A 20665-nucleotide genomic window follows, 5' to 3' on the forward strand; every position below is an offset into this window, starting at 1 on the left:
TTGGCGAAGCGACACGAAGTGCGCGAAGACTGGGGGCGAGCAACATGTCTATGCTTCGTTCCCTGCCACGATGCTCATCACGGCCATGCGGACCGCGATGCCGAAGGTGACCTGCGGAAGGATCACGCTCTGCTTGCCATCGACCACGGCGGAGTCGATCTCCACGCCGCGGTTGATCGGGCCCGGGTGCATCACGATGGCGTCGGGCTTGGCCAGCTGCAGCTTTTCCTGCGTGAGGCCGAAGGTCTTGAAGAACTCCTGCGACGAGGGCAGCAGCGCGCCGCTCATGCGCTCGTTCTGCAGGCGCAGCATGATGACGACGTCGCAGTCCTTGATGCCTTCTTCGAGCGTGTGGCATACGCGCACGCCCATGCCGGCCATATCGGCGGGCACCAGCGTCTTCGGGCCGACCACGCGCACTTCGGCGCAGCCGAGCGTGGTGAGCGCGTGGATGTCGGAGCGCGCCACGCGCGAGTGCAGCACGTCGCCGACGATCGCGACCGTGAGGTTCGAGAAGTCCTTCTTGTAGTGGCGGATCGTGTACATGTCGAGCAGCCCCTGCGTCGGGTGCGCGTGGCGGCCGTCGCCGGCGTTCACCACGTGCACGTGCGGCGCGACGTGCTGCGCGATCAGGTAGGGCGCGCCCGACTCGCTGTGGCGCACCACGAACAGGTCGGCGGCCATGGCGCTCAGGTTGGCGATGGTGTCCAGCAGCGACTCGCCCTTGGTGGCCGAGGAGCGCGCGATGTCCAGGTTGATGACGTCAGCACTCAGGCGCTTAGCCGCGATCTCGAAGGTGGTGCGCGTGCGCGTGCTGTTCTCGAAGAACAGGTTGAACACGCTCTTGCCGCGCAGCAGCGGCACCTTCTTCACCTCACGGTCGCTCACGCTCGTGAAGTTGGCGGCCGTGTCGAGGATGTGCGTGACGATGTCCTTGGGCAGGCCCTCGATCGACAGCAGGTGGATCAGCTCGCCGTTCTTGTTGAGCTGCGGATTTCGCTTGTAGAGCATTACTTGTTGTCCTCCACCTTGAGGCTGAAGGCGCCGTCGTCGGCGCGTGCGAGGGCTAGCAATTGGGTGTCGGGCAGCTTGAGCGTCGTTGCCGCGAAGTCGGCGGCGACGGGCAGTTCGCGGCCACCGCGATCCACCAGCACGGCGAGCCGCACGCAGGCGGGGCGGCCGAAGTCGAACAGCTCGTTGAGCACGGCGCGGATCGTGCGGCCCGTGTAGAGCACGTCGTCGAGCAGCAGCACGTCGGCGCCGTTCACGTCGAAGGGCAACGCGGTCTGCGCGCTGGCCGAGAGGCCGCGGCGCGCGAAGTCGTCGCGGTGCATGGCCGACGAGATGACGCCGGGGGCGCCGGCCAGGCCCAGGTCTTTTTGCAGGCGCTCGACCAGCCAGGCGCCGCCGGAGGTGATGCCCACCAGTTTCGTCTCGGGGCGCATCAGCGCCTTCACGCCGGACAGCAGCATCGTGTAGAGCGCTTCGGCATCGGGGATTGAACTCACGGGAGACTCCTCAAAAACTGTTCCAGGATGATGCAGGCGGAGGCGGCGTCGGCATCGCGGGCGCCGGACGACAAGGCCTCGGTGGTGCTGTAGCGCTCGTCCACCTCGAACACCTGGAGATTGAAACGGCCGCGCAGCTGGCGCGCGAACTTCTGCGCGCGGCGGGTGTTCTCGTGCGGGGCGCCGTCGGGGTGGTAGGGCACGCCGACCACCAATGCGTCGGGTTGCCATTCCTTGATGCGGGCCTCGACCTGGGCAAAGCGGGCGTCGGCGCCCTCGGCCTTGATGGTGGCCTGCGGGGTCGCCGTGCGCAGCAGCCGGTTGCCGCTGGCCACGCCGGTGCGCTTGGCGCCGAAGTCGAAGGCCAGGAAGCTCTGGAAATGCGCAGGAACGGCGGCGGGAGCGGGAACGGAAGCAGGGGCGGATGCGGGCGCGTCGGACATGACGTCGCTCATGCGTGGCCCGCGTCCGGGGACAAGGTCCAGGCTTCGAGCCCCAGCAGCATCAGCGCCTTGTCGTAACGCTTTTCCACCGGCGTGTCGAAGATCACGGCCGGGTCGGCCAGCACGGTGAGCCAGCTGTTCTCGGCTAGTTCGGACTCCAGCTGGCCCTCGCCCCAGGCCGAATAGCCCAGCGAGACCAGCACCTTGCGCGGGCCGGCGCCGGTGGCCAGGGCCTCCAGCACGTCCTTGGAGGTGGTCATTTCGAGCCCGCCGGGGATGGTCATGGTCGAGGCGTAGACCGATTCCTCGGGTTTTTCGGCCTGGGTGAACACCGGCTCGTGCAGCACGAAGCCGCGCTCGGTCTGCACCGGGCCACCCTGGAAAACGGGGGCGTCGCCCAGCTCGGGGCGGGCCAGGTGCAGCTCGATCTTCTCGAACAGCACCTTGAGGTTGATATCGCTGGGTTTGTTGATCACCAGCCCGAGCGCACCGCGCTCGCTGTGTTCGCAGAGGTAAACGACGCTGCGGTTGAAAGTTTTGTCTTCCATCCCCGGCATCGCGATCAGAAAGTGATGCGTCAGGTTCATCGGGGCAGAATCGGCAGCCATATGCCCCCGATTTTACTGGCCGTCGACAAGACCTATCCCAAAGGGCTCATGTGGTTTCGCCGGGACCTCCGGGTAGACGACAACGCGGCGCTGTACCGGGCGCTGCGGGCCTGCCGGCAGGTGGTCTGCGTTTTCGTGTTCGACCGGGCGATCCTGGACGCCCTGCCCCGGGCGGACCGGCGGGTCGAATTCATCCGCGAATCGCTGGTGGAGCTCGAAGCCGAGCTGCGCGGCCTGGGCAGCGGGCTGATCGTGCGGCACGCGGTGGCCGCCGAGGAGATCCCGGCGCTGGCCCACACGCTCGACGTGCAGGCGGTGTTCGCCAACCGCGACGACGAGCCCGACGCCCTGGCACGCGACGCCCGCGTGCTCGGCGCGCTGGCCAACACGGGCATCAGCTTCCACACCTTCAAGGACAGCACCGTCTTCGACCGCGACGAGGTCATGACCAAGGCCGGCCTGCCCTACACGGTGTTCACGCCGTACAAGCGGGCCTGGCTGGCGAAGGTGGATTCGTTCTTCCTGAAGTCGTACCCCGTGCGCAGCCACGCCGACGCGCTCGCTCCGCCGCCCCCGGCCCTGAATGGGCCCGTCCCCACGCTGGGCGAGATCGGCTTCGAAAGCACCAACCTCCAGACGCTGGAGATCCCCACCGGCACGCGCGGCGCCGGCGCGCTGTTCGAGGATTTCTTCGAGCGCATCGACCGCTACGACGAGGCGCGCAACTTCCCGGCCGTGCGCGGGCCCAGCTACATGGGCGTGCACCTGCGCTTCGGCACGGTGTCGATCCGGCAGCTGGCCAGCGTGGCGCACCAGCTGGCGCTGCAGGGCAACACCGGCGCCGCGACCTGGCTCAGCGAGCTGGTCTGGCGCGACTTCTACTTCCAGATCCTGGCGCACTTTCCGCACGTGCATGCGAACGGCGAGTCGAAGAGCTTCCGCCCCGAGTACGACAAGATCGCCTGGCACCACGGCAAGCACGCCGACCAGCTGTTCGACGCCTGGTGCGAGGGCCGCACCGGCTACCCGCTGGTCGATGCGGCGATGCTGCAGATCCGGCAGAGCGGTTACATGCACAACCGGCTTCGCATGGTGGTGGCGAGCTTCCTGTGCAAGGACCTGGGGCTGGACTGGCGGCGCGGCGAACGCTACTTCGCGCTGCACCTGAACGACTTCGAGCTGGCCTCGAACAACGGCGGCTGGCAATGGGCCAGCTCGACCGGCTGCGACGCCCAGCCCTATTTCCGCATCTTCAACCCGGTGACGCAAAGCGAACGCTTCGACCCCGAGGGCAAGTTCATCCGCCGCTACCTGCCGCAGCTCGCGGGCCTGTCGAACGTGGCGATCCATGCGCCGTGGCTGGCATCGCCGGTCGAACTGGAGGCCGCAGGCGTCAGGCTGGGCGAGAACTACCCGAAGCCGGTGGTGGACCACGCGGAGGCGCGGGAGAAGACGATGCAGCGCTATGCGGTGGCGCGGGCCAAAGCGCTGCAAAAGCCGTAAGCCAAGAAAAAAGGGCCCCGAAGGGCCCTTTTCTTTTGCGCGCCGACTGCCGGCGCGGCCGATGCCGGTCAGGCCACCGCCAACGCGGCCGGCTCGCTCGTGTAGGCACGCACCAGGCGCAGCAATTCCTCTTCCGAGTACGGCTTGCCCAGGTAGTGGTTCACGCCCAGGTCGCGGGCGTACTCGCGGTGCTTCTCGGCGATGCGCGAGGTGATCATGATGATCGGCAGCTCGGCCAGGGCCACGTCGGCGCGGATGTTGCGAGCCAGGTCGAAGCCGTCCATGCGCGGCATCTCGATGTCCGACAGCACCACGGCCGGGCGCTCCTGCTGCAGCCGTTCGAGCGCCTGCAGGCCGTCGGCCGCGAGCGACACGCGATAGCCTTCGCGCTGCAGCAGACGCTGCGTGACGCGGCGCACGGTGATGGAGTCGTCCACCACCAGCACGAGCGGGATCTGCGGCACCACCGGGGCAAAGGCGGCCGGCGTCTGCGGCGCGCCGGTGTCCACCGAAGCGGCATGCGTCGGCGCGGCCAGCGCGGCGGTCTGGCGCGCACGCGCCTGGTCGCCGTGAACGGCCGCCAGCGCCACCGGGTTGTAGATGAGCGCCACCGCACCCGAAGCCAGCACCGAGATGCCGGCCAGGCCGGGCAGCCGCGCGAGCTGCGGGCCGAGGTTCTTCACCACGACTTCCTGGTTGCCCAGCACTTCGTCCACATGCAGGGCTACGCGCTGCGCCGCGCTTCGCACGATCACCAGCGTGTTGTTCTTGGTGGCGGCGTGCTCGCTGCGAATCGAATGCTGCAGCAGCGCGCCTGCCCAGTAGAACGGCACCTGCTCGGTGCCGAAGGCGAAGCTGTGGTTCAGGTAGGCGGCCTCGAGGTCGGCGCCGCTCACGCGCTGCACGAGTTCCACGAGGTTCGACGGCACGCCGATCGACACCTCGCCGGCGCGCAGCATCACCACGTGCGTCACGGCGGTGGTCAGCGGCAGCACCAGCTTGAAGGTGGTGCCCTGGCCCGGCGTGCTGTGCGTTTCGATGCGGCCGCCGAGCGCGGCGATCTGCGCGCGCACCACGTCCATGCCGATGCCGCGGCCGGCCAGTTCGGACACCTGCCCTGCCGTGGAGAAGCCTGGCTTGAAGATCAGCTCGGTGGCTTCCTCGGGCGACAGGTCCTGGTCGGGGCCGAGCAGGCCGAGGGCGCGGGCGCGTTCGGCGATGCGCTTCTGGTCGAGGCCGGCACCGTCGTCACGGAAGCTCACCGACACGTCGTTGCCTTCGTGGTGCAGGTCGATGACGATGAGGCCGCTGGCGTCCTTGCCGGCCTTCTCGCGCGCCGCCACATCCTCGATGCCGTGCGCCACGCAGTTGCGCAGCAGGTGTTCGAAGGCGGGCGTCATGCGGTCGAGCACGCCGCGGTCCATTTCGATGGAGCCGCCGACGATGTCCAGGCGCACCTGCTTGCCGGTGTCCTTCGAGGCCTGGCGCACCACGCGGTACAGGCGGTCGGAGATGCCTTCGAACTCCACCATGCGCGTGCGCAGCAGGCCGCGCTGCAGTTCGCGGGTCTGGCGCGCCTGCACGCTCAGGTCGTCTTCCGTGGCCTGCACGGTCTTCTGCAAGGTGCGCTGCACGGTGGCCACGTCGTTCACCGACTCGGCCATCATGCGCGTAAGTTCCTGCACGCGGGTGAAGCGGTCGAACTCGAGCGGGTCGAAGCTCTGCTGCGAATCCTTGGCTTGCGCCAGGCGCGACTGCATCTGGCTTTCAGCCTGCACCTCGATGTCGCGCAGCTGCTGGCGCAGGCGGTCGAGGTTGCCCGTGAGGTCGGCGAGCGAGCCGCGCAGCTGGCCCAGTTCGGCCTCGAGACGCGAGCGCGTGATGATGACCTCGCCGGTCTGCGCGACCAGGCGGTCGAGCAGCTGGGTGCGGATGCGCACCGCCTGGCCCGACGCTGCACGCAGCGGCGCGAGCAGGGCCGGCGCGGGGCGCGGCAGCAGGGACGACGGGGCTTCCACGGCGGATTCGGCAGAAGCCGCTTCGGCCTGGTCGTCGTTCGCCGACTCGCGCACCTCGGGCGCCGCCTGCACGCGCTGGATGGCGGGTGCGGTCGGGCTGGCGGTGGCGATCAGCTGGGCCACTTCGACCTGGGCGGCGTCGTCGGCCGCGCGCAGGGCGTCGAAGGTGTGTTGCAGCGTGTCCAGGCGCGTGAGCAGCTTCTCGATGTCGGCCCGCTCCGCCCCCTGGGAGCCCAGCAGTTCGATCTCGGACTCCATGCGGTGCGCGCGCTCGCCCAGGCGCATGGCGCCGGCCAGCCGTGCGCTGCCCTTGAGCGTGTGCAGCGTGCGCAGCACCGAGGCGCGCGGCGCGGCGTCGTCGGGGTGGTGCGACCACTGGCGCAGCGCCTCGCCCAGCTGGGGCATCAGTTCGGCAGCCTCTTCCTCGAAGATCGGGAACAGGTCGACGTCGACCGCGTCGGCCAGGTCGATGGCGTCTTCGTTGTCGTCCAGTACCACGTCGGCAAAGGCGTCGTTGGCGACGACCTGCTTGGGCAGCAGCGTCTCGAAGCGGGCCGCAGCGATTTCGGGCGGCATCGGCGCGGCGGCGATTTCGCGCAACGCCTGCAGCGTGGCTTCGGACGGATCGCGCAGGAAGCCGACGGCGAACTGGTGCAACAGGCGACGCAGCTCGTCGGCCGCGGCGACCAGCACGACGCCCTGCTCGCGCGTACCGCTGCCCTGCATCTGCAGGTGCTGCAGCGCCGATTCGAGCAGGCGGGCCATGCCCGACAGACTGTGGAAGCCGACGGTGGCCGAGCTGCCGGCCAGCGAATGCGCCAGCGCGATGGTCGAGTCGGGCAGGCGCTCGTGGGTTTCGAGCGCCCATTCGCCGACGTCGGTCGCCAGCTGGCGGGACCATTCGTCGGCTTCGTTGAGGTAGACGTTGTACAGCGCGATGCCGATGCGCAGCGGGCCGATCACCTTGACCTGGTCTTCGGCGCTCGGGGCGATGGAAGACTCGGGCTCGGGAACCGCCTCGGCCAGCACGGGCTCGGGCTCTGACACGGGCTCCGGTTCGGCCACGACGGCGGCTGGCAGCTCTTCGACGACAGCAGGGACCTCGGGGGCGGCTTCGACGGCCGCCGACACAGGTTCCGGCTCCGGCTGCAGTTCGACCGGCACTTCCAGCGCCGGCAGTTCTTCGGCCGCTTCGATGACCTCGACAGGTGCCACCGTCTCGGCGACAGGCTCAGCAGCAGCCAGCGGCAGCGGCTCGGGCGCCCATTCGAGATCGGGCAGGCCCGACGCGGTCGGCACCGTCGCTTCGATTTCCGGGGCGGGCTCGGGCTCGGCGTGCGACACGGCGGGCTCGGCCGGTGCATGCGTCTTCGGGGGCGCGAGGAAATCGAAATCGTCGCCGCTGGGCAGCGCTTCGAGCGGCGCGGGTGCGGTGCTCTGCTTGCCTTCGAAGTCAAGGAAGTCGGTGGAGGCGAAATCGTCGTCGGGCTCAGGTGTGACAGGCTTGGTCGGTGCGTGTGGCGCTTCTTGCGCCTGCTGCCAATCGGAGAAATCCAACGTGGCGTCAGGGGCTGCGACATCTTGCGGCGTCAGCGACAGGTCGGGGAGCTCAGGCAGCTCCGGCAGCAGGATCGGCGCCGGCTCCGCGGCGATGTGGCGCGCGGCCACCGCGAGCGCTTCGGCGTCGGCCACGCGCACCGGTGCGGGCACGGGCTCGCCGGCCAGCAGCGCGTTGGCCACACGGCTGAACGGTGCCGAGTGCCAGGTGCCCGCATCGCCGGCGGCGATGGCCTCGACCCACTGGCTGAAATCGCGCAGCATGCGCTCGGTGCTCGACAGCAGCTCGGGCGTGGCATCGCGCTGGTCGGCCAGCCAGGTGTTGAGCACCTGCTCGAGCGACCAGGCGGCGTCGCCGAAGTCGGTGAGGCCGACCATGCGCGAGCTGCCCTTGAGCGTGTGGAACGCACGGCGCAGGATGGTGAGTTCTTCGGTGTCGCCGGGACGGTTGCCGAGCGCGGCGATGGCGGCCAGGCCGTTGCCCACCACTTCGCGGGCTTCGTCCAGGAAGATGTTCTGCAGGTCGTCTTCTTCGAGCTCGGTGACCTCGGTGTCGGGCAGCGCCGACGGGCCCGTGATCTTGGTGGTCCAGCTCTCGGCCTTGCGGCTGAATTCCTCCAGCGGCGACGGCTTGGTCTTGCGGTTGGGCGTGGCCAGCGCGGCGAGCTTGGAGGCGATCTGTGCGTCGACTTCCTCGATGCTGAGCACGGGCTCGGCGGCCGGTGCGGCAGCGCCTTCGGCCGGGGCCGCGGCGTCGATGGCCTGGCGGCCCATCAGCGGCTTGAGTTCGCCCGCTTCGGCATCGAACACGAACAGGCGCTTGGCCAGTGCGGGCTGGTAGCCCAGCATGTCGATGAGGAAACCGAGCGCGCCCAGGTTGTTGCCGAGCGCGTCGAAGGTGGCCATTTCCTCGACGGGCGAGCGGTTGACCTGCAGCATCTGCTCGACGTCGTCGCGCATGCGCTGCACGGTGTGCGCGGCCTGTTCGAGCCCCAGCACCGAGAACACGCCGCGCATCTGCATGAGCTGGGTGGGCACGGTGCGCAGCAGCGGCTTTTCGGCCGGGCGGCGGAAATACTGGTCGAGCGACTTCTCGAGTTCGCTCAGGTGGCTGCGCAGCTCGTCGACCACGGTGCCCATGGTCTGGCGGTCGCTCACGCGGCGGTACAGGTCCTCCATCCACGGCTCGAGCGGCTCGGAGCGGCCGCCGTCGCGCACGCGTTCGATGCGGCCGGCCAGCTGCAGCGTGCGGGCCGTGAGCTGCGGATCGCTGGGATCGAGGTCTTCGAGCGCGGCTTCGAGGTACAGCACCGAGGTGGCGACTTCCATCGCCAGTTCGGTGTCGGGCGGCTGGCCGGAACGCACCGAGGCGTCCACGGCGTGCGTCAGCGCCTGCACCATCGGCTGGCTCGGCGGGTGCAGCTTCAGCAGCGATTCGCCGAGCTGCGCGAAGGTGTCGGCCACCTGCCGCGTGCGCGTGATGTCGCCGCCCGAGAGCGCCGACCACATTTCCTTGGCGGTCTCGATGCGCTTGCGCGCCTGCGAGAGCACCAGCGGGTCGAAGCGACCGAACTGCACCACGGTGTAGTCGACGCGCGGCTCCTGCGTCACGCCCCAGGCGCTGCGCACGGTGCGCAGCGTGGCGGCGTCGTCCTGCGCGCCGGGCACGGCCTGGGCGCAGAAGAAGAGCAGGTCCTGGCCGAGGCGGTCGGACACGACGCTGTCGCCGCGCGCCAGCGTGGCGTACTGCAGCAGCACGCGCGAGGCGGCGCGCTTGACGTAGGTGTCGGCGGGAATCAGGCCCAGCGCAAGGGCTTCGAAAAAGCCCGCGGCCAGCGTCCAGAAGCTCGCGACGCGCGGCAGCAGCGCACCGCGCCCGAGCCCCAGGCACAGCGCATGCAGCCGTCGCGCGGCCTGCGCGTCGCCGCTCTTGACCAGCTGCAGCACCTCGCGGTCGAGCCGCGAACGCACGGCCGGGTCGTAGGCCAGGGCCGCCTGCGTGAGCGCGGGCTTGACCTCGACCCACCGCCAGGCGGTGCTCCACAGGTCCGCCGGGTGGACGCGCTCATTGCCGCCCAGCTCCAGCACGTCGCGGTACTGCGGGAACAGCGCCACCGACGACACGGCCTTGCCGGCCAGCAGTGCGCTGAGGAAATCGGTGACGGCGAAGCCGGCACGCTCGATCTTGTGCACGGCACTCTCGGTGCAGCGCTGCGGTTCGGCGATGAAGCCCTGCACCGCGAATTCGATGGTGCCGAGCACGAGGGCGGGCGAGCTGTGGCCGACCATCTGCAGCGCGCCGACGGCCTGGTGCAGTTGCTGGCGGGCCATCTGCAGCGGACCGCTCTCGGGCTCCGTGGCACTGCCCACGTCGCGCACGAAACGCCGCAGCGACTTGCCGACACCGTCGAGGGACTTCTGGATTTCTCCCAGCACCCAGGCCAGCGGCCCGAGGTCTTCGGTGGCCGGCATGTTGCCGGCGAGGGGGGCCGTGGCAGGGGTTTGAATCGACACGTGGTTGCTCGCCGTTCTTATCTATCTGTTGTCACGCGATCTTGAAACGGGCCACGGAGCGACGCAGTTCTTCGGCCATCTGCGAGAGCTCGCGCACCTGCTGGGCCGTGGTCCGCGTGCCTTCTCCGGTCTGCTCCGTCACCGCAAAAATGTGCTGGATGTTGGCGGCCACCACGTTGGCCGAATCGGCCTCGCGGGAGGCGGACTGCGAAATCTGCTCGATGAGGTCAGCGAGTCGGCGCGACACGCGGTCGATCTCGGACAGCGCGGTACCCGCGTTGTCGGACAGCTTCGCTCCTTCGACCACACCCTGCGTGGAACGCTCCATGGCGCCCACCGCGTCCTGCGTGTCGGTCTGAATCGCCTTCACCAGCGCCGAGATCTGGCGCGTGGCGTCTGCGGAGCGTTCGGCCAGTCGCTGAACTTCTTCCGCCACCACCGAGAAGCCTCGGCCGGCTTCACCGGCGGATGCCGCTTGAATGGCGGCGTTCAGGGCCAGCACGTTGGTCTGTTCGGTAATGTCCGAGATCAGTTCGGTGATTTCGCCAATCTCTTGCGACGATTCGCCCAGGCGCTTGATCCGCTTGGAGGTTTCCTGGATCTGGTCGCGGATGGAGTTCATACCGCCGATGGCGTTCTGCACGGCCTGCAGGCCCGACGATGCGGCTTGCAGCGACTGGCGCGCCACCGTGGCGGACTCTTGCGCTTGCGAGGACACGCCGTTGATTCGCTCGGCCATGGTCAGCACCGACTGGCCGGTTTCGCGAATTTCGCGCAGCTGTTCGGTCGAGGCGGCGAGCAGTTCGGTCGAGGTGTTTTCCACCTGCGACGTCGTCTGCGCCACGCGGGTTGCCGTGTTCTGCACGTTGCCCACCAGCAAACGCAGTTCTTCCACCGTGTAGTTCACCGAGTCGGCGATGGCGCCGGTGATGTCCTCGGTCACGGTCGCTTCCTGCGTCAGGTCGCCTTCGGCCACCGTTTGCAGTTCGTTCATCAGGCGAAGAATGGCGGCCTGGTTGGCGTTGTTCACGCGGCCGGCTTCTTCAGAAGCCTGCTCGGCAGCCAGACGCTCGCGTTCGGCGACGGCGGCACGTTCGCGGCCTTCGCGCACCTGCACGAAACCGATGGCGCCGGCCAGAGCCAGGGCGGCCAGCGACAGCACGAACAGCAGCACGATGGTGCCGGCGCCCAGGCCGGTGCGTGCGGACAGCTTCTCTTGCAGTTCGCCCAGCGACTTACGCAGCGGCTCGCTGTCGGTCAGGATGGACGCCTGTGCTTCGCGCGCGGCCACCAGGCCTTGCAGGTTGCCCAGAATGGCCGAGGCCTGTGTGCGCATCTGCTCGTAGGTCTTCAGGATGGCTTCGAGCTGCTGGCGCGTCTGCGGGTCTTTCGAGCCGGGGAAGCGCTGCTGCGCGTTGCCGTCGAGCAGGCCGCGGGTGGTTTCCTGGAAGGTGTTCAGGTCCTTGCCCAGCAGGAACACGGCGTCGGGGTTCACGCCTTCGACCGTGAAGAACTCGTTGGTCGACTTGCCGATGCGCTGCGTCAGCATCACGAGCTGGCCGGCGGCCGAGATCTCGGGCAGCGTGGCGTTCTGCTGCATCTTCAGCGACGCGACGGTTTCCGTCATTTCGAGCAGCGTGGACGACTGCTGGTTGATGTCGCGCAAGGCGGCACCCACCTGCGTCAGGATCTGGCGCTGGGCCAGCACGGCCTTGGCGCTGGTGTCGGCGCGGGCGACCAGCGGGTTGATCTTGTTCATCTCCTCGTCGTACTGGTTGCCGACGGCTTCCAGGCGCAAGGCGTCGTCGCCGTTGGTCAGGCCCTGCACGCGGCGCGAGAGGTCGTCGGCGCTGTCCTTCACTTCGACGAACGCCGAGGCGCTGCCGACGAGGGCCTGCGAGATCGACTTGGCCAGGCGCTGCGACTGCATCAGCGATTGGCCGGTGGCCGCCACCTGCTGCGCCAGGCGTTCCGCGCGAAGGATGGCGGAGCCGGCCACCAGCAACAGTGCCAGCACCACGATGGCCAGCATGATGGCCAGCACGCGCTGCTGCTTGGCGGGGTTGGCGCCCATGCCGCCGCCCACGGCGGGGGCCAGCGGCACCGCTTCGAGCGTGGCCGCGTTGGCAGCCTCGACGGACGCCGGATCGCCCAGCGCGTCGATGCCGCCGAAGCCGGTGTCGGCTGCGGCGGCGGATGCGCCCTCGCCCTTCTTGGCGAGGCGGATCGTTTTTTCGTCCGGAACCTGAACCGTGTCGACATCGTCGAGCGATATCGAACCGGAGCCGTCGACGCGGGCCTTGTCGTTCCCGTTGGTCGCGGGGAGTAATTTCTTGAACTTGTCGGCGATCGAGCTCACGGTCGGTCCTTCAGGTGGTTGCCAGTGCCATGTGCCGAAGCACTACGCACCAATACTCAAAAACTGGGGTTGCTGCGAAAGCGCCTGCAGGTTGACTTCCTGCCAGCGCTCCCCTGCTGCGTCGGTGTACAGATGCCCGTGCCAGGCCGGGGCCTCTGCGCCCGGGGCGTCGGCGGCCGTGAAGGCCTCCGCACCCCGCAACCCCGCCAGTCGATCGACCAGCAAAGCGCAGTTGACTTCGAGCAGCTCGTTGAATGCCACGAGCCGCGATTGGATGCGTGCCGCCTCGGTGGCGGCGGGGGCGCCCGGCGCACCGGACGCAAACGCCGACAGCTGCACGACGCCGTACAGGCCGCCGCGCAGGTTGGCGACGCCGAGGAACCAGGGCTCCGTGTAGGGCACGGGCTGGGGCGGCGTCCAGGGAAAGATTTCGCCGGCGTGCGCCAGCGGAAAGAGGTACTTGCCCTCACCCGCCTCGACCGCCAGCCAGCTCGCGGCCACGCCCGTGGTGCGCGCGGCCTGGAGGCGGCTCGCAAGCCGGGACTGGAAGGCGCGCAGCGCGTCGCGATTCGCCATGGAGTGCGCAGGTTCCCGCTCAGGCGAGCGCGCTGATCTTGGACATCAGATCGGCCGCGTTGACCGGCTTCACGATGTAGTCGCGTGCGCCCTGGCGCATGCCCCAGACACGATCGGTTTCCTGGTTCTTGCTGGTGCACAGGATGATCGGAATGGCGGCGTACTTCGGGTCGCGAGCGATGGCGCGCGTGAGCTGGAAGCCGTTCTGGCCGGGCATGACCACGTCCATGAGGATCAGGTCGGGGTGGTCTTCCTCGAGGCGGCGCATCGCGTCGTCGGCGTTTTCGGCCGTCTTCACGGAGAAACCGTTCTTCTGGAGGAGGTCGGTCAGGAACACCAGTTCCGTCTTGGAGTCGTCAACGACGAGGATTTTTCGAATGGGCATTACTGCACTTCCTGTTGAACAATGCCAAACTGCTGCACGGCCTGCAGCAGCTGGTCTTTGGTGAATGGCTTGGTGAGATAGTCCTGGGACCCGACCATGCGGCCGCGGGCCTTGTCGAATACGCCATCTTTCGAAGACAGCATGACGACCGGGACATTGGAGAAATGCGCGTTGCGCTTGATGATGGCGCAGGTCTGATAGCCGTCGAGGCGAGGCATCAGGATGTCGCAGAAAATCAGGTGAGGCTTGTGGTCGTTAACCTTGGAGAGCGCGTCGAAGCCGTCTTCCGCGAGAAGAACCTCGTGCCCACCCTGCTTCAGAAAAATCTCGGCACTGCGCCGGATGGTGTTGCTGTCATCGATGACCAGCACCTTGTAACCAGATCCATTCGGGCCCATTGCAAACGCTCCTGCTCATGAGACTTGGATGCCCGCCGCGCCGAACATCGACGCAGATCGCGTAGCCCTATGCCATGCTTGTCAGATCTCAACCATTTCGAAGTCTTCCTTGCGCGCACCGCACTCAGGACAGGTCCAGTTCATCGGCACATCGGCCCAGGCCGTGCCTGCCGCGATGCCGTCTTCCGGTACACCAACCGCTTCGTCATAGATCCACCCACAAATCAGGCACATCCAAGTTTTCGTGTTCATCGGAGCTTAAAGTCCTTGTTCATTAAATGCAACGAGTGTATCTATGCGTATCTCACTGGCAGACCGTAAACGTCGCGCCTATGCCACCATCCAGGGGATTTCGCTAGGCGTATGACCATCTACTTACATCCAGACGAGAACGCCCGCAAACCGGGCAATCTTAACGACCCCTCGCAGGACGACGAGGCGCTGAGCGAACGCGACCTGAATCCCCCCTGCGTGCTGGTGTTCAATGCCAGCGATCCGAGCGGCGCGGGCGGCCTGGGCGCCGACGCCCTGGCCATGGGATCGGTGGGCGCTCACATCCTGCCGGTGGTGACGGGCGCCTACGCCCGCGACACGGCCGAGATCTTCGACCACTTCGCCTTCGAGGAAGAGGCCGTGGCCGAGCAGGCGCGCGCCATCCTGGAAGACGTCGAGGTCCAGCTGATCAAGGTCGGCTTTGCCGGCACCCCCGAGGCGCTGAGCACCATCGCCGAGACCGCCGCCGACTATCCCGACGTGCCCGTGGTGGCTTACATGCCCAACCTGTCGTGGTGGGACGAGAACCTGATCGAGGCCTATCTCGACGCTTTTCGCGACCTCGTGCTGCCCCAGACCACGGTGTTGGTTGGAAACCACAGCACCCTGTGGCGCTGGCTGCTGCCCGACTGGAGCGGCGAGCGCCCGCCCGGCGCGCGCGACATCGCCAAGGCCGCCGGCGAGTTCGGCGTGCCCTACACCCTGGTCACCGGCATGGTCTTGCCCGACCAGTTCATCGACAACGTGCTGGCCTCGCCGCAGTCGGTGCTGGCCAGCGAGAAGTACGAACGGCTCGAAGCCGTCTTCGCCGGCGCCGGCGACACGCTCTCGGCCGCGCTCGCCGCCCTGCTCGCCAGCGGCACCGACCTCGTGGCCGCCACGACCGAAGCGCTCGCTTACATGGACCGCTGCCTCGACGCGGGCTTCCGCCCCGGCATGGGCCACGTGCTGCCCGACCGCCTGTTCTGGGCCGAGCCCGAGGACGACGAAGACGATGACGACGCGCCCGACACCCCTCCCGATTTCGCTTTACCCCCCCACGACACGCGACACTGATGACTGACCAGAACGACCTTCTTTTCGAGCGCGCCCGCGCCGTGATCCCCGGCGGCGTGAACTCGCCCGTGCGCGCCTTCAAGGCCGTCGGCGGCACGCCCCGTTTCATCCAGCGCGCACAAGGCGCCTATTTCTGGGACGCCAACGACAAGCGTTACATCGACTACATCGGCTCCTGGGGCCCGATGATCCTGGGCCACGGCCATCCCGCCGTGGTCGAGGCGGTGCAGAAAGCCGTGCTCGAAGGCTTCTCGTACGGCGCGCCGACCGAGCGCGAGATCGAGCTGGCCGAAGCCATCCTGGCCTTGGTGCCGTCGATGGAGATGGTGCGCCTCGTGAGCTCGGGCACCGAAGCCGCCATGAGCGCGCTGCGCCTGGCGCGCGGCGCCACCGGCCGTAAGACCATCGTCAAGTTCGAAGGCTGCTACCACGGCCATGCCGACGCGCTGCTGGTGAAGGCCGGCTCCGGCCTGGCCACCTTCGGCAACCCGACCTCGGCCGGCGTGCCGCCCGAGGTGGTGCAGCACACGCTGGTGCTCGAGTACAACAACCTGCAGCAGCTCGAGGAAGCCTTCGCGCTGCACGGCAAGGACATCGCCTGCCTGATGATCGAGGCGATCGCCGGCAACATGAACTTCGTGCGCGCCACGCCGGCCTTTGCCAAGCGCTGCCGCGAGCTGTGCACGCAGCACGGCGCGCTGCTGATCTTCGACGAGGTGATGACGGGCTTCCGCGTCGGCCTGCACGGCGCGCAAGGCGTGCTGGGCATCACGCCCGACCTCACGGTGCTCGGCAAGGTCATCGGCGGCGGCATGCCGCTGGCGGCCTTCGGCGGCCCGCGCGCCATCATGGAACAGCTCGCGCCGCTGGGCCCGGTCTACCAAGCCGGCACGCTGTCGGGCAACCCGGTGGCCACCGCCTGCGGCCTGGCCACGCTGAAGGAAATCTCGAAGCCCGGCTTCTATGAAGCGCTGGCCAAGAAGACGCGCACGCTGGTCGACGGCCTCAAGGCCGCCGCGGCCGCCGAAGGCCAGCCCTTCAACGCCGACAGCGAAGGCGGCATGTTCGGCTTCTTCCTGATGAACGAACTGCCGCAGAACTACGCGACGGTGATGACCACCGACAACGCCCAGTTCAATGCGCTGTTCCACGGCCTGCTCGATCGCGGCGTGTACATCGCGCCGGCACTCTACGAAGCAGGCTTCGTGAGCGCCGCGCACAGCGAGGACGACATCGCGGCCACCATCGCCGCGGCGCGCGACATCTTCAGTAAGCGCTGACGCGCACCCTCCCCGCTCAGGCGGGGTCGACCGCCGCCACCGGCCCGGCCTCGGCTTCGAGCACCTCGGCCGCGGCCAGGCAGAGGTCTTCACGGAAGCGGTCGCTCACGAGCTGCACGCCCGTGGGCAGCCCGTGACGCAGCCCCATCGGCACCGACAGCCCCGGCAAGCCCAGGATCGCGGTGGACAGCAGCGGGCTCTGCGCATCCAGAATCTCCCGCATCGCGGCGCTGCCGCGCTGGTCGGCGTCGACCGGGAACGGATGGCGCCACGACACGGGCATCAGCAGCAGCGGATGTCGTTGAAGGAACAGCGCCCATTCACGCATCAGGCCCGTGCGCGCAGCCAGGGCGCGCATATAGCTTGCTGTGTCGAACTGCGGCGCGTGCGCATCCATGGCGCGGTAGGCCTGGCGGATGGTGTCGTCGCCGTCGCGCATCAGCGCCTCTTCCACCAGCAGCCGGCTGTCGGCCATCGTCAGCGACAGCCAGAGGTCGGCCGTCTCGCGCAGGCGCGGCGGCTGCGCGGGCTCGACGCGGTAGCCGGCGCGCTCCAGGCGGCGCGCGGCGCGCTGCAAGGCATCGGCCACCTCGGGGTCGCAGGCGTAGCCGGGCAGCTCGGTGCACAGCGCCACGCTGACGGGGCTGCCCGACATGGCCGATTCCAGCGGCGCGGGCGCCCACCACGGGTCGCGCACATCGCGCTGCGCCATCGCGGCAAAGGCCAGCCGCAGGTCGCGCACGCTGCGCGCCAGCGGCCCCTGTACCGACGTGAGCTGGACCACCATCGGCCGCTCGCCCGCCCCTGACGGGTTGAAGGCCGGCACGCGCCCGAAGCTCGGGCGCAGACCGTACACGCCGCAGGCATAGGCCGGGTAGCGGATCGATCCGCCCTGGTCGTTGCCGTGCGCGATGGCGCCGATGCCGACCGCGACCGCCGCCGCCGCGCCGCCACTTGAACCGCCCGGCGTGACGTCGGCGTTGTACGGATTCAGCGTGCGCCCGTGGGCCGCGTTGTCGGTGAACCAGCGCATCGAGAACGCGGGCGTGTTGGTGCGGCCGACCACGATCGCGCCGGCGCGCTGCAGGTTCGCGACCACCGGGCTGTCGTCCTTCGCCACGACGCTGCGGTAAGCCTCCACGCCGTTGGTGGTGGCATGCCCTCGCTGGTCGACGTTGACCTTGATGGTGACCGGCACGCCGTGCAGCGGCCCGGTCGCCTCGCCCTTCGCGAGCACGGCATCGGCCTGCGCCGCCGCGCCGAGGGCCTCGTCGGCGCAGCCGTCGACCACCGCGTTCACCCGCGGGTTGACGGCCTCCAGCCGCGCCAGGCTGCTGCGCACCGCCTCGACGCACGAGACCTCGCGCGCCTTGATGCGCCGCGCCAGGTCGGCGGCTTCCAGTTGCCAGAGTTGCATGCGTTGTCTCCTTGGGAAAAATGAAATCGATCGATCGGACCTGCGTCAGTCGCCCTTGACGCCCGCGCGCCGCACGGCGTCGGCCCAGCGCGGCTTCTCGCGCTTCATCAGCGCGCTGAGTTCCTCGGGGCTCGAAGGCAGCGCCTCGATCGACAGCGCAGCGTTGGCGCGCACCACGGCCGGGTCGGCCAGCGCGGTACGCAGCGCGGTGTTGAGCCGGTCGACCGTCTTGCGCGGCGTGCCCGCCGGCGCCATCAGCGCACCCCAGGCCACCACCTCGAAACCGGGCACGCCGCTCTCGGCCACCGTCGCCACCTCGGGCAGCACGCCGGCGCGCTTCGCGCTGGTGACGGCGATCGCCTTGACCCGGCCCTGCTGGATGAACGGCAGCACCGCTGAGATGTTCTCGATGGTCACGTCGAGCTGGCCGTTGACCATGTCGCCGACCGCCTGCGTGCCGGTCTTGTACGGCACCTGCACCATCGTCAGCCCGGTCTCGGCCTTGAGCAGCTCGCCGGTCAGGTGGCCCGCGCTGCCGATGCCGGGCGAGCCGGCCGAGAGCTTGCCGGGGTGCTCGCGCCCGTAGGCGATGAGCTCCTGCAGGTTGCGCACCGGCAGGTCCTTGCGCACGATCAGCACGTAGGCGTTGCTCGAGATCAGGCCGACCGGCACCAGGTCTTTCTCGGGCGCGTAGGGCAGCTTCGAGAAGAAGGCCGGGTTGATGCTCAGCGTGACGAGGTTGCCGTAGCCGACCGTGTAGCCGTCCGGCGCGGAGGTGGCCAGCGCCTGCGTGCCGACGATGCCGCCGGCGCTGGGGCGGTTGTCCACCGCCAGGGCCTGGCCCAGCTCGCGCCCCATGGCGTCGGCCACCGGCCGCACCGCGACGTCCACGCCCGACCCGGCGGCGTAGGGCACGATGAATTTCAACGGGCGCTCGGGAAACTGGGCCGAGGCGCCCATCGAAGCGCTCAGAGCAACGGCGGCCAGCCCGGCCAGGACGGTGCGGCGGGTCCACGCGAATGACAGTGCAGGCACGAAGCGATCTCCTGTGAGAGTCCCGCCGCTCACCATGAGACGACCGGTGCGCAAAGTCTAGAAATCGGCCGCGCGCCGGAAAAGACAATCGCTTGTCGCGATGACAACCTGCGTTTGTCTGGGGATCACCCGGTGGCGCCGAGCGGCAGAATGCGCCGCATGAAGGACCACCAGCTCAAGGCCTGGCTGCGGCTGGCCGACACCGGCAGCATCCGCGCCGCCGCGCGCAGCCTGCACCTGAGCCAGGCGGCAGTGACCAAGGCGATCCGCGAACTCGAGGCCGAGGTCGACGCCCAACTGGTGCTGCGCAGCTCGCGCGGCATCGAGTTCACCGAGTGCGGCCGCCAGCTCACCGTGCGCGCGCGGCTGGCGCACCAGCAGCTCGAACTCGCGCGCCAGGACATCCGCATCCTGCAGGGCAGCCAGCACGGGCGCGTGGCCGTCGCCGTGACGCCGATGGTGTTCCTGGGCGTGCTGCCCGAGGTGGTGCGCGCCTTTCGCAAGGCGATGCCGCATGCGCAGCTCAAGCTCTTCGACGGCCTGATTCCCCAGGTGCTGCCGCTGCTGCGCGAAGGCACGATCGACTTCGCGGTGGCGGGCCCGGTGGCCGCGGCGCTCGATGCCGACTTCGCGTTCGAGCGGCTCGACATGATCGAGATGGCGGTGCTCTGCCGGCGCGGCCATCCGCTGAACCGCGCCACCCGCTGGGAAGAGGTCGCGGGCGCCGAATGGCTGATGCACCTGGCGCCGGGCAGCCAGCACACCTTTTTGCTCGAGCAGTACGCCGCGCAGGGCCTGCCGCTGCCGGAGCACCGCATCGAGGTGGCGTCGTTCGGCGTGAGCTGGGGCCTGCTCACGCGCAGCGACGCGCTGATGGTCGGGCCGGCCGGCATGCTCACGATGCCGCCGTATGCCGATCTGGTGGAGCGCGTGCCGCTCGCGATGCCGGTGCCGCCGCTGGAGCTGGGCATCGTCTCGCCGCGCGGCAAGCCGCTGTCGCTGGCGGCGCTGCGGCTGGCCGAGCTGTTCCGCAAGTACCTGGCGCGGCCCGCCTGAGCGATGTCATCGTTTTCGCGATCGCCGCGTGTATATTGCGCCGGCGTTCGCGGGGCCGCTCCCACGCACGCAGACCCAAGGGAAGCCGTCATCGCAGCCACCATCGAAGCCGCGAGACAGACCAATTTCAGGATGCCCCGCCCATGACCCCCTTGCGCATGCTGCCGCTGCTGAGTGCCCTTCTTTTGCCGGGCCTCGCGCTGGCGCAGTCCTTCGAGCCGAAGAACATCTGGGTCAACCCCGGTTTCTACTCGGCCCACTTCGACAGCGGCAAGGGCCTGGAAAACGCCAACCCGGGCCTGGGCTTCGAGTACCCGCTGAACGACACCTACCGCGTCACGGCCGGCACCTTCCACAACAGCAACCGGCGCCAGTCGCACTACGTCGGCCTGTACATCCTGCCCTTCGAGTTCTACGGCGTGAAATTCGGCGCGGTGGTGGGCGGCTTCGACGGCTACCCCGACTACCGCAACGGCAACTGGTTTCCCGCCATCATTCCGACGGCCGCCATCGAGGGCAAGAACTGGGGCCTGAACATCGCCTACGTGCCGACGATCAGGAACCGCCTCTACGGCGCGATCAGCTTCCAGCTCAAGTACCGCTTCGGCACGCACGAGTAGCGGCCACAAAAAAGGCCAGGGCCGCGTGAGCGACCCTGGCCTTGTTCGGGCAGGCCCCG

The 20665-nt window shown here is 68.7% G+C and carries 17 protein-coding genes; 5 read left to right on the forward strand and 12 right to left on the reverse strand.

Translation table 11 applies throughout. The annotated features are described in order from the left end of the window. Window positions 1–48 precede the first annotated feature (48 nt). From AC3WQR_RS15305 to AC3WQR_RS15320, 4 genes are read right to left on the reverse strand one after another with little or no spacing between them, the layout of a single operon-like run. The gene (locus AC3WQR_RS15305; protein ID WP_056577783.1) at window positions 49–1011 is read right to left on the reverse strand and encodes an aspartate carbamoyltransferase catalytic subunit; all 963 of its coding nucleotides are present in this window, start codon (window positions 1009–1011) and stop codon (window positions 49–51) included. Beyond that, window positions 1011–1508 (reverse strand): bifunctional pyr operon transcriptional regulator/uracil phosphoribosyltransferase PyrR, encoded by a 498-nt coding sequence (gene pyrR / locus AC3WQR_RS15310; protein ID WP_139704795.1) that lies wholly within the window; start codon window positions 1506–1508, stop codon window positions 1011–1013. Before pyrR ends, AC3WQR_RS15305 begins: the two co-directional genes overlap by 1 nt. Beyond that, a complete protein-coding gene (ruvX, locus tag AC3WQR_RS15315) occupies window positions 1505–1963 on the reverse strand; it encodes a Holliday junction resolvase RuvX (RefSeq protein WP_159272906.1) in 459 nt (152 codons plus the stop codon). The genes pyrR and ruvX overlap by 4 nt, the downstream gene beginning before the upstream one ends. Further along, entirely contained in the window at window positions 1960–2559 is a 600-nt protein-coding gene (locus AC3WQR_RS15320; protein WP_095948042.1) for a YqgE/AlgH family protein, read from the reverse strand. Before AC3WQR_RS15320 ends, ruvX begins: the two co-directional genes overlap by 4 nt. Here AC3WQR_RS15320 and AC3WQR_RS15325 point away from each other — a divergent pair, their 5' ends adjacent. Further along, complete coding sequence (locus tag AC3WQR_RS15325; protein ID WP_492742606.1) at window positions 2560–4062, forward strand: cryptochrome/photolyase family protein; 1503 nt, start codon at window positions 2560–2562, stop codon at window positions 4060–4062. It abuts the gene before it with no gap. 68 nt (window positions 4063–4130) lie between these two features. Here AC3WQR_RS15325 and AC3WQR_RS15330 read toward each other — a convergent pair whose 3' ends face one another. From AC3WQR_RS15330 to AC3WQR_RS15355, 6 genes are all read right to left on the reverse strand, one after another. After that, window positions 4131–10151, reverse strand: coding sequence for a hybrid sensor histidine kinase/response regulator (locus AC3WQR_RS15330; RefSeq protein ID WP_492742608.1), 6021 nt, complete (start codon window positions 10149–10151; stop codon window positions 4131–4133). A gap of 31 nt (window positions 10152–10182) precedes the next feature. Next, window positions 10183–12510 (reverse strand): methyl-accepting chemotaxis protein, encoded by a 2328-nt coding sequence (locus AC3WQR_RS15335; RefSeq protein WP_492742610.1) that lies wholly within the window; start codon window positions 12508–12510, stop codon window positions 10183–10185. 42 nt (window positions 12511–12552) lie between these two features. Continuing rightward, window positions 12553–13086 (reverse strand): chemotaxis protein CheW, encoded by a 534-nt coding sequence (locus AC3WQR_RS15340; protein WP_062479111.1) that lies wholly within the window; start codon window positions 13084–13086, stop codon window positions 12553–12555. A gap of 19 nt (window positions 13087–13105) precedes the next feature. Next, window positions 13106–13471, reverse strand: coding sequence for a response regulator (locus AC3WQR_RS15345; protein WP_062479114.1), 366 nt, complete (start codon window positions 13469–13471; stop codon window positions 13106–13108). After that, a complete protein-coding gene (locus AC3WQR_RS15350; protein ID WP_021012487.1) occupies window positions 13471–13869 on the reverse strand; it encodes a response regulator in 399 nt (132 codons plus the stop codon). The genes AC3WQR_RS15345 and AC3WQR_RS15350 overlap by 1 nt, the downstream gene beginning before the upstream one ends. Window positions 13870–13950: 81 nt before the next feature. Then, window positions 13951–14121, reverse strand: a complete 171-nt coding sequence (locus AC3WQR_RS15355; protein ID WP_007838397.1) for a rubredoxin — start codon at window positions 14119–14121, stop codon at window positions 13951–13953. Window positions 14122–14232: 111 nt separating this feature from the next. Here AC3WQR_RS15355 and thiD point away from each other — a divergent pair, with 111 nt between their 5' ends. Both thiD and hemL read left to right on the forward strand, forming a co-directional pair. Continuing rightward, on the forward strand, window positions 14233–15198 hold the full coding sequence (thiD, locus tag AC3WQR_RS15360) for a bifunctional hydroxymethylpyrimidine kinase/phosphomethylpyrimidine kinase (RefSeq protein WP_062479115.1): 966 nt from the start codon (window positions 14233–14235) through the stop codon (window positions 15196–15198). After that, on the forward strand, window positions 15198–16478 hold the full coding sequence (gene hemL, locus AC3WQR_RS15365) for a glutamate-1-semialdehyde 2,1-aminomutase (RefSeq protein ID WP_492742612.1): 1281 nt from the start codon (window positions 15198–15200) through the stop codon (window positions 16476–16478). The genes thiD and hemL overlap by 1 nt, the downstream gene beginning before the upstream one ends. Before the next feature lie 16 nt (window positions 16479–16494). Here hemL and AC3WQR_RS15370 read toward each other — a convergent pair whose 3' ends face one another. Together AC3WQR_RS15370 and AC3WQR_RS15375 are read right to left on the reverse strand one after the other, a co-directional pair. Then, a complete protein-coding gene (locus tag AC3WQR_RS15370; protein WP_492742613.1) occupies window positions 16495–17895 on the reverse strand; it encodes an amidase family protein in 1401 nt (466 codons plus the stop codon). Window positions 17896–17940: 45 nt separating this feature from the next. Next, entirely contained in the window at window positions 17941–18930 is a 990-nt protein-coding gene (locus AC3WQR_RS15375) for a Bug family tripartite tricarboxylate transporter substrate binding protein (protein WP_492742615.1), read from the reverse strand. Window positions 18931–19089: 159 nt separating this feature from the next. Between AC3WQR_RS15375 and AC3WQR_RS15380 the strand changes: the two genes are divergently transcribed. After that, a complete protein-coding gene (locus tag AC3WQR_RS15380) occupies window positions 19090–19986 on the forward strand; it encodes a LysR substrate-binding domain-containing protein (RefSeq protein ID WP_062479122.1) in 897 nt (298 codons plus the stop codon). Between the two features lie 143 nt (window positions 19987–20129). Continuing rightward, on the forward strand, window positions 20130–20606 hold the full coding sequence (locus tag AC3WQR_RS15385) for a hypothetical protein (RefSeq protein ID WP_062479124.1): 477 nt from the start codon (window positions 20130–20132) through the stop codon (window positions 20604–20606). The last annotated feature ends 59 nt before the right edge of the window (window positions 20607–20665 follow it).

It is taken from the genome of Variovorax sp. FW305-3-2-15-B-LB1 (assembly GCF_058787635.1).

Bases quoted from the DNA above. Each gene is read 5' to 3' on its own strand.
- AC3WQR_RS15305 (WP_056577783.1), bottom strand. From the start codon at position 1,011: ATGCTCTACAAGCGAAATCCGCAGCTCAACAAGAACGGCGAGCTGATC.
- ruvX (WP_159272906.1), bottom strand. From the start codon at position 1,963: ATGAGCGACGTCATGTCCGACGCGCCCGCATCCGCCCCTGCTTCCGTT.
- AC3WQR_RS15320 (WP_095948042.1), bottom strand. From the start codon at position 2,559: ATGGCTGCCGATTCTGCCCCGATGAACCTGACGCATCACTTTCTGATC.
- AC3WQR_RS15325 (WP_492742606.1), top strand. From the start codon at position 2,560: ATGCCCCCGATTTTACTGGCCGTCGACAAGACCTATCCCAAAGGGCTC.
- AC3WQR_RS15340 (WP_062479111.1), bottom strand. From the start codon at position 13,086: ATGGCGAATCGCGACGCGCTGCGCGCCTTCCAGTCCCGGCTTGCGAGC.
- AC3WQR_RS15345 (WP_062479114.1), bottom strand. From the start codon at position 13,471: ATGCCCATTCGAAAAATCCTCGTCGTTGACGACTCCAAGACGGAACTG.
- AC3WQR_RS15350 (WP_021012487.1), bottom strand. From the start codon at position 13,869: ATGGGCCCGAATGGATCTGGTTACAAGGTGCTGGTCATCGATGACAGC.
- AC3WQR_RS15355 (WP_007838397.1), bottom strand. From the start codon at position 14,121: ATGAACACGAAAACTTGGATGTGCCTGATTTGTGGGTGGATCTATGAC.
- thiD (WP_062479115.1), top strand. From the start codon at position 14,233: ATGACCATCTACTTACATCCAGACGAGAACGCCCGCAAACCGGGCAAT.
- hemL (WP_492742612.1), top strand. From the start codon at position 15,198: ATGACTGACCAGAACGACCTTCTTTTCGAGCGCGCCCGCGCCGTGATC.
- AC3WQR_RS15370 (WP_492742613.1), bottom strand. From the start codon at position 17,895: ATGCAACTCTGGCAACTGGAAGCCGCCGACCTGGCGCGGCGCATCAAG.
- AC3WQR_RS15380 (WP_062479122.1), top strand. From the start codon at position 19,090: ATGAAGGACCACCAGCTCAAGGCCTGGCTGCGGCTGGCCGACACCGGC.
- AC3WQR_RS15385 (WP_062479124.1), top strand. From the start codon at position 20,130: ATGACCCCCTTGCGCATGCTGCCGCTGCTGAGTGCCCTTCTTTTGCCG.